The sequence below is a fragment of the Blastomonas sp. genome (assembly GCF_030373265.1).
In the GTDB taxonomy this organism is placed as follows: domain Bacteria; phylum Pseudomonadota; class Alphaproteobacteria; order Sphingomonadales; family Sphingomonadaceae; genus Blastomonas.
This window is the reverse complement of record NZ_JAUCZC010000006.1, coordinates 155,493-162,857: the sequence shown is the minus strand read 5'-3', so window position 1 is coordinate 162,857 and position 7,365 is coordinate 155,493. Positions and strand designations below refer to the sequence as shown.

Genomic DNA, 7,365 nt, shown 5'->3' with positions numbered 1-7,365 from the left:
ACTTGGTGGTCTTGAGCAAAGCCTTCATGGCCTTCAACCTTCCAAAACATCAGCCGGTGGTCGGACGGGCCCGGATCGGGCCGCCGCCTGTCGGCTGACACGTTTCTATGAAACGAACAGACCTAAAGCGGTCTGAGCGTAGCGCGGCTAATGACCATCGAGGCGCATTTAGTCAAGCTTTCCGCGCGATTGCAATGAGGTAAAATGATACCTTCTTCAATCCGGCTTGGCGGATATGGGCTCGAGCGTCACCGATTCGCGGAACAGACGGCTGCTACCCTTGACCGTGCTGGTCATGCTGCGGTGCTGGCTTTCGACCAACCCTGTGCGCAACGACAGCGTGCCGGTGGTGCGGACGGAAAACTGCGGGCCATCGGGCAGGGATTCGGCTCTCGCGCTTGAAAAACCAAGGGTTTCGCCGGTTACCGCGGCCAAGCGGAAGCTCGCGCCATCGGCTGCCACCAGCGCACTGGAACGGCATGGGCGTCCGGCCAGCATCAGCAGGCGCGATGCCTTGACCTTATGCACTTCGGCACGCTCGCCGGGTGGCAGCGCCGCCAGCCGGTCGAGCACCGCCGTCATCGCCACCTGCTCGCGCTCCGAACGCGCGGTCAGCGCGGGGTCGGTGCGCAGACGGTCGATCGCCAGCCTGAGTCGCTCAGCCGCGTCGGGCGATTCGGTCACGCCCAGCAGCGTGCCGTCCGCATCGAGCGTGAAGTCGAGAATCTCGCCGGCCGCGCTTTCTCCATCCAGCGCCAGCAGCCGAAGCAATTCGGGCGGGGCATCGACCCGATGCCCGGTCTGCTGCCAGCGCATCCGGTAGCCGCGTCCCGAGCGGGTGAAGGTCACGGCATAGGTCACCGTCTGGGTGAAGATGCCCTCGGCCACAGGACGGTCTATCCTGCGGATCAGCACCAGCGGGGTCTCAAGCGGCGGGGCGAAGGCAATCACCGCTGCGGGGCATGCGGGGGATTCGGGCGGGGCACCAAGGCTCGCGGCGGGCTGCGCGAGCAGCAGCAGCGCGCCGGTCAGCATCAGCAGATGCCCAGCATCAATCGACCGCGAGCGTCTGCGCGAACACCCAGGCGCGAAAGCTGGGCGGGCAATAGTCGACCGGCAGCACCAGCACGGCGGGCTCTTCGTAGCTGTGCAGATGCACGATCCGCGCGACCAAGGCCTTGGACTGGGGCAGGGCGGTCTTGAACAGCACCGGCACCTCGGCCTGTTCGGAGAGTTCACCCTGCCAGTGAAAGACCGAAAGCACGGGGGCGAGGATGTTGGCGCAGGCGGCGAGCTGTTCGCGCACCACGGTGCGCGCAATCGTCCGCGCCTGCTCCTCGTCGGCAAAGGGGCAGTAGACCAGCCGGATATCGGATGGTTCGCTGGCCAGATCGCCGATCACGCAACCGCCGATCTGGCGGGACTGGCGACCGGCGAGGTCTGGCCCAGCCGGTGCGCGCCCCAGACCGTCGTCGCAACCAGGATGGCGCCAACCGCCTGATGCAGCACCGCCAGATGCAGATCGACGCTGGTCATCACCGTGGCGATGCCGAGCAGAACCTGGACGCCAAAGGCGGTGTGGATCGCCAGCGAAATCCGCCGGTCGACGCGGCGCACGCTGCGCGCCATCACCACCAGGGCGGCGACGGCTGCGAACGCCCACCAGCGGTGAAGGAAGTGCAGCATGAGGGGATCATGGGTCAGCGTGTGTACCAGCCCCTGCGACCAGTCGACATCGACCGGAAAGAACGACCCGTTCATCAGCGGCCAGCTTTTCGCCGCATAGCCCGCGTTGAGCCCCGCCACCCAGGCCCCGAACAGCAATTGCACGAACAGCACCGCGATCACGATCAGGCTCAGGCCCGTCATCCGCGCCGGACGGCCACCGGGGTCGCGCGCCAGCGCCTTCAGGTCGAGCGCGGTCCAGATCAGCCCCGCCATGATGAACAGCGCGTTGAGCAGGTGCACCGCAAGCCGGAAATGGCTGACATCGGTGCGCTCGGACAGGCCCGAGGTGACCATCCACCAGCCCACCGCGCCCTGCAGCCCGCCCAGCGCGAACAAAGCCGTCAGCCGCCAGCCATAGCTTGTGGGGATCGCGCGGCGGATGGCGAAATAGGCAAACGGGAGCGCGAAAGCGACACCGACCAGCCGCCCCAGCAGCCGGTGAACATATTCCCAGAAATAGATGGTCTTGAACTCGGCCAGCGTCATGCCGGCGTTGACCTCGATATATTCCGGGATCAGCTTGTACTTCTCGAACTCGGCCACCCACGCCGCCTCGGACAAAGGTGGCAGGATGCCGGTCACGACATTCCATTCGGTGATCGACAGGCCCGATTCGGTCAGCCGGGTGATCCCGCCGACCACGACCATGACAAACACCAGCAGCGCCACGCCATACAGCCAGTTGGCGATTGCGGACGGGGTCGCACGTCCGCCGGACTGGGCTGCGGGAACTCGGGCTTGCGAGAGGCTGGTCATGGTCACGCATTTCGGACGCCGGTGCCCGGCTTGCAAGGGGTTTTTTGCACAGCGTCCCGTTCCTGCCAAACCGGGCCCATCGGCATGTTTTTGCGACCGACCGTTCAAGCGACATTGCGCAATGATATCATATCACCTATGGGGACTGCATGTTGTCTCGTATCACCAAATCCGGCCAGCTCGATTCTGCAGCGATTGCGCTGTCGGCATTGTGCATGGTGCACTGCGCCGCAGGGATCTGGCTGGTGGCGGGATTTGCCTCGCTGGGCGGCATGCTGCTCGCGCCCTGGGTGCACGAAGTGGGCTTCGTGCTCGCCGCGCTGATGGCTGCGCTGGCTCTGGGCCATGGCGTGCGCACGCATGGCGCGCGGCTGCCGCTGGGGATCGGCGTTGTCGGCATTGCTGCTATGGTCATGGCGATGACGGTGCCGCACGGCAGCGCCTATGAATATGCGCTCACCCTGACAGGCGTCGCCCTGCTCAGCGTCGCGCATCTGCTCAATTACCGCGCCGCCCGTCAGGGCTGACGAAGGCTGCTGCAAGTCGGACACTAACATTCGCACTTGCCCTTTGCCTGCCATCCGCGCCAAGAGTTGCGGCCTATGACCAGCACCGAAACCAGCACCGCCGACATCACCATCCATATCAATGGCGAACGGCGCCGCGTGCCCGCCGGGCACAGCATCGCCGCTCTGGTCACCAGCCTGGGTCTTGATCCGGCCAAGGTCGCGGTCGAGCGCAATCTGGAGATCGTGCCGCGTTCGACGCTGGCTAAAGTGACCGTCACCGATGGCGACCGGCTCGAGATCGTGCATTTCGTCGGGGGCGGCGATCATGCGCCTGCCGACGACAGCTGGAGCGTGGCGGGGCACACCTTCCGCTCGCGACTTATCGTCGGCACCGGCAAGTACAAGGACTTTGCGCAGAACGCCGCCGCAGTGGAAGCCTCGGGCGCCGAGATCGTCACCGTCGCGGTCCGCCGGGTCAATGTCTCCGATCCCAGCGCGCCGATGCTGACCGATTTCATCGATCCCAAGAAGATCACCTATCTGCCCAACACCGCCGGTTGCTTCACCGGCGAGGATGCGATCCGCACGTTGCGGCTGGCGCGCGAAGCGGGCGGCTGGGACCTGGTCAAGCTCGAGGTGCTGGGCGAGGCCAAGACGCTCTACCCCGACATGCACGAAACGCTGCGCGCCACCGAGATCCTGGCCAAGGAAGGCTTCAAGCCGATGGTCTATTGCGTCGACGATCCGATCGGCGCCAAAAGGCTAGAAGACGCGGGCGCGGTGGCGATCATGCCGCTGGGCGCACCGATCGGATCGGGCTTGGGCATCCAGAACCGGGTGACCATCCGTCTGATCATCGAGAACGCCAAGGTCCCCGTGCTGGTCGATGCGGGCGTCGGCACCGCATCGGATGCGGCGATCGCAATGGAACTGGGCTGCGACGGCGTGCTGATGAACACCGCCATCGCCGAAGCCAAGGATCCCATCCGCATGGCGCGCGCGATGAAGCTGGCGGTTCAGGCCGGACGCGACGCGTATCTGGCCGGACGCATGGGCACGCGGAAATATGCCGATCCGTCGAGCCCGCTTGCTGGCCTGATCTGATCCTCGTCGGCGTCCATCGGTTCCACGTGGAACCGGCCTGGCATAGCCGTCTGCATCGACCAATGGTTCGTCACCCCCGCCAACGCGGGTGTCCCGCGTGTCCGCCAATGCCTCAGCGGGATTCCCGCGTTCGGGAGCCTGACGAAACAAAGCGGTTGGCCATCAGCCTTTCCGTAACGTCAGCTTAGTCCGAGCCGACCGATTCGGATGACACATTCGCGACATTATAACATTTGTCGATCCCGCGCTGTCGTTCGTCGACGCGTGTAGTCGTTGAGCGACGCATTGGCCGATTTGGTCGAGCGGGCCGCGACCGGCCGCGCCTGGGCGCCTATCCAGATCCTGTCGCGGATGTCCATAGCTCCCCAGGCCGGGCATCCGCGGCAAACCAGAACCGGCCCTGATGGGCCCCTTAACCAACAGGGCCGGTCACGGTTCAGTTTGCATCATCGAAAGGACCCCACCCCATGCTTGCCCCCGCACCCGCATCATTTCTGTCTCGCAGCCTGGCTGCGGCAACTGCCACCGCCATCCTGTTTTCCGCCTCTGTGCAGGCCAATCCCATCACCTCGGTCGAAAAGGATGGACGCGTCTACCGCAGCGTCGACGTTCGGTTCGTCGATCTGGACCTGACCACGGCGCAGGGCGTCGCAGCGCTCGAATCGCGCCTCAAGGTCGCATCGCAGAAGGTCTGTGGCGCGGCCGAGCGCGCACCGCTGCAGCAGCAGATGGATCGTCGCGCGTGCATCCAGGAAACCATGGCCAGCGGCCAGCGCGCGATGGTGACGCTGGTCGCCCGCGCCGAGGCCGGCGATCATTTCAAAGCCGGTGAGCGCATCGCCGTAGGCAGCTGATTTTCCAGTTTACCAACCCTTGGTAAAGTCGAGACTGGACCGGTGGCCCCCAAGCCGCCGGTCCTTTTTTGCATCCCACCCATTCGACGGGTAAAAATGGTAAGGCGGACGCATTGCTGCGCCCGCCTCAGTCCTTCGCGACCCAAAGGACTAGCTCGATAGGGGTCCGTAACTGCCCGATCGGGCAGCCGAACTCAACGATAGAAAATGTGGTTGTCGACAGCGGCAAGGCGCTGCATCCGCCAGCCGGGCGAGACATGGCGCGCGTGGAAGAACAACGCACCTTCGACCGGGCTTTCCCAGGCATCGTTCAGCGCGATCTGCGCGATGGCAACCGCTTCGGACCAGCTGCGGCTGGAGGTCGGGATGGCGGGCATCTTGCCGCCACGCACGAACGAGAACTGGCTGGGCTGATAGACCACGCCGCACAGGCTGTTGGCAAAGCGGCCCGAATCGCGACGCGCGATAACCACCTTGGCGACGGCGAGCTGGCCGTTGAGCGTTTCACCCTTGGATTCGAAATAGACCGCACCGGCAAGGCAGCGGGTTTCTTCGTCGATCTGGGCGGGATGATCATGCATCGCGACGAGCTGCGTCAGGCTCTCGGCCTTGAGCGGCGGAGCGGCGTTCTGCGTGTCGATCTGAAGGGGGTCGGTATCAGCATCCGCGAGGGTTTCGACAGGGACGTCAAGGTCGCTGGAAACGGCGTCTTCGCTGGTCTGGGCTGGGACCGGCTGGATCATGTCGGCAATCAGCGGCGATGCAAAGGCGGCTGAAGCGTCGGTGAAGGTCAGGGTAGCGATCGAATAAATCGCCACGGCGGCCATGCTGGCTGCCTTGATTATCGTACTCATCAAAGTCTTTGACTGTGCGGTGAGTCACCATGTCCGGGGCAACGAGCTGGCAGAAGGATATCTGCTGGCCGTACTCCGAAAGGTTTCCCCCCGTCTGCGTGCCTGCTTCGGATTCTCCGACCGGTCTGTATTCCGGTGGAACCTGTAAGCCGCCTGCGCGTTTCTGGTGAACGCGCCCCTCTATCATGGGGCCAGGCGAGTCAACGCATCTGGTTGATTATAGCGTCGAACTGTGCGCGGCTGGCGACATCCAGTTCAATAACCCATATATCGGGGTCTCTGGACCGTCGGCGCGCTACATATTCCGATAGCGTCCCCTTGCCCGCGATCGTCTGGGCGTCTTCATTCCAGATCTCTTTCCAGTGGACGCTTCCGTCGAGATCCGACGTCCCCTCGATCACGCCATTGTCGGCGCCGCGCACCGTGCGCGTGATCAAGATCGCACCCGCAACCAAGTCGCCCTTCGCCAGCAACGTGGCAAACCCCCCTGCCGCCTGGGTCAGCCGCTTCAGCGCCTCGATCCGGATATGCGCGGCGAGTCGCGGTTCGATCATCAAGCCGCGTCCGTGCCGGGTATCGCGGTCGGGAGGCTGTAGCCCTCGAGCCCCGACAGGCCGATATGCGATCGCATGAACGTGCCGGTGCCGCGGGCGATCTCTTCGCCATGGCTATCGACCAGCCGCGCCTCTCCGACGAACACCCGCCTGCGGCCGCTGACCCAATGGCCCTCGGCATAGACCGGTCCGGCGCGTACGGGCGCTGTGAAATGCAGATTGAAGGCGGTGGTCAGCAGAAACCGGTCGGTGACCAGCGCGTTGCAGGCATAAAACGCCGCATCATCGAGCATCTTGAAATACAAGGTGCCGTGCGCTGCGCCTGCGGCATGAAAATGCTCGGGCGTGACGTTGAAGTCGATCCGCGCGCGGCCGTGCTCGGTGATGCTGAGGCGCGAGGGGAACAGGCGGTTGATCGCGGCGGCCTCGTAAAGGCGCTCGAGCGCGCGATAATGCGCTTCGGCTCCGGTACCGGAGGCCTGACCGGAAACGGCTTCAGGCAGCGTCACGGTCCAGCTCGGCGGTCACCAGGGCGAAGATGGCATCGGGATCGTCCGCGCCCTTGATCTTGGCCAGGGTCTTTTCGTCGCGCGTCAGCCGCGAGATGTGCGCCAGCGCCTGCAGATGCATGGCCCCGGTGGCCACCGGCGAGATCAGCGCGATCACGAGGTCCACGGGCAGGTTGTCGATCGAGCCGAAGTCGATCGGCTTGCCCAGCCGCAGCAGCACCGCCAGCGAATGATCGAGGCCGTCGATCTTGCCGTGCGGGATCGCCACGCGACGACCGAACCCGGTCGAGCCCAATTGCTCGCGTTCGAGCAGGCAGCTCAGCACCTTGTCGGTGTCCAGCCCATAGCAATGGCCGAACTGTTCGGCTGCCAGTTCCAGCGCCTGCTGCTTGTCCGCGACGCGCGCCGAGATGAGCACCGCCTGCTTGTCGAGTTCGAACCACGCCATGATAATCAATAGTCTCGATTCTGTGCGCCCGCCCTCGATCGTTGCCGAG

General features: G+C 64.6%; 10 protein-coding genes. 3 read left to right on the top strand and 7 right to left on the bottom strand.

The genetic code is table 11. The features are described from left to right. Nucleotides 1-216: 216 nt before the first annotated feature. The 3 genes from QUV11_RS05705 to QUV11_RS05695 are packed head-to-tail and all read right to left on the bottom strand — an operon-like array spanning nucleotide 217 to nucleotide 2,484. Complete coding sequence (locus QUV11_RS05705) at nucleotides 217-1,035, bottom strand: hypothetical protein (protein WP_300881004.1); 819 nt, start codon at nucleotides 1,033-1,035, stop codon at nucleotides 217-219. A gap of 16 nt (nucleotides 1,036-1,051) precedes the next feature. Continuing rightward, nucleotides 1,052-1,402 (bottom strand): divalent-cation tolerance protein CutA, encoded by a 351-nt coding sequence (cutA, locus tag QUV11_RS05700; protein ID WP_300881003.1) that lies wholly within the window; start codon nucleotides 1,400-1,402, stop codon nucleotides 1,052-1,054. Beyond that, entirely contained in the window at nucleotides 1,399-2,484 is a 1,086-nt protein-coding gene (locus QUV11_RS05695; RefSeq protein ID WP_300881002.1) for a COX15/CtaA family protein, read from the bottom strand. Before QUV11_RS05695 ends, cutA begins: the two co-directional genes overlap by 4 nt. Before the next feature lie 149 nt (nucleotides 2,485-2,633). Here QUV11_RS05695 and QUV11_RS05690 point away from each other — a divergent pair, with 149 nt between their 5' ends. The 3 genes from QUV11_RS05690 (at nucleotide 2,634) to QUV11_RS05680 (ending at nucleotide 4,951) form a co-directional block, all read left to right on the top strand. Then, complete coding sequence (locus QUV11_RS05690) at nucleotides 2,634-3,011, top strand: MerC domain-containing protein (RefSeq protein WP_300881001.1); 378 nt, start codon at nucleotides 2,634-2,636, stop codon at nucleotides 3,009-3,011. Between the two features lie 75 nt (nucleotides 3,012-3,086). Beyond that, on the top strand, nucleotides 3,087-4,097 hold the full coding sequence (gene thiS, locus QUV11_RS05685; RefSeq protein WP_300881000.1) for a sulfur carrier protein ThiS: 1,011 nt from the start codon (nucleotides 3,087-3,089) through the stop codon (nucleotides 4,095-4,097). A 467-nt stretch (nucleotides 4,098-4,564) separates the two neighbouring features. Further along, the gene (locus QUV11_RS05680) at nucleotides 4,565-4,951 is read left to right on the top strand and encodes a UrcA family protein (protein ID WP_300880999.1); all 387 of its coding nucleotides are present in this window, start codon (nucleotides 4,565-4,567) and stop codon (nucleotides 4,949-4,951) included. 194 nt (nucleotides 4,952-5,145) lie between these two features. Here the strand turns inward: QUV11_RS05680 and QUV11_RS05675 are convergent, their stop codons facing one another. The 4 genes from QUV11_RS05675 to QUV11_RS05660 all read right to left on the bottom strand — a co-directional run bounded on the left by QUV11_RS05675 (nucleotide 5,146) and on the right by QUV11_RS05660 (nucleotide 7,316). Further along, nucleotides 5,146-5,805 (bottom strand): cell wall hydrolase, encoded by a 660-nt coding sequence (locus QUV11_RS05675; protein ID WP_300880998.1) that lies wholly within the window; start codon nucleotides 5,803-5,805, stop codon nucleotides 5,146-5,148. Between the two features lie 200 nt (nucleotides 5,806-6,005). Continuing rightward, the gene (locus QUV11_RS05670; protein ID WP_300881008.1) at nucleotides 6,006-6,359 is read right to left on the bottom strand and encodes a DUF1491 family protein; all 354 of its coding nucleotides are present in this window, start codon (nucleotides 6,357-6,359) and stop codon (nucleotides 6,006-6,008) included. Next, entirely contained in the window at nucleotides 6,359-6,868 is a 510-nt protein-coding gene (locus tag QUV11_RS05665; protein ID WP_300880997.1) for a PaaI family thioesterase, read from the bottom strand. Before QUV11_RS05665 ends, QUV11_RS05670 begins: the two co-directional genes overlap by 1 nt. After that, nucleotides 6,855-7,316 carry a PTS sugar transporter subunit IIA gene (locus QUV11_RS05660; protein ID WP_300880996.1) on the bottom strand — a complete coding sequence of 154 codons (462 nt, stop codon included), beginning with the start codon at nucleotides 7,314-7,316 and terminating at the stop codon, nucleotides 6,855-6,857. The genes QUV11_RS05665 and QUV11_RS05660 overlap by 14 nt, the downstream gene beginning before the upstream one ends. Between the last annotated feature and the right edge of the window lie 49 nt (nucleotides 7,317-7,365).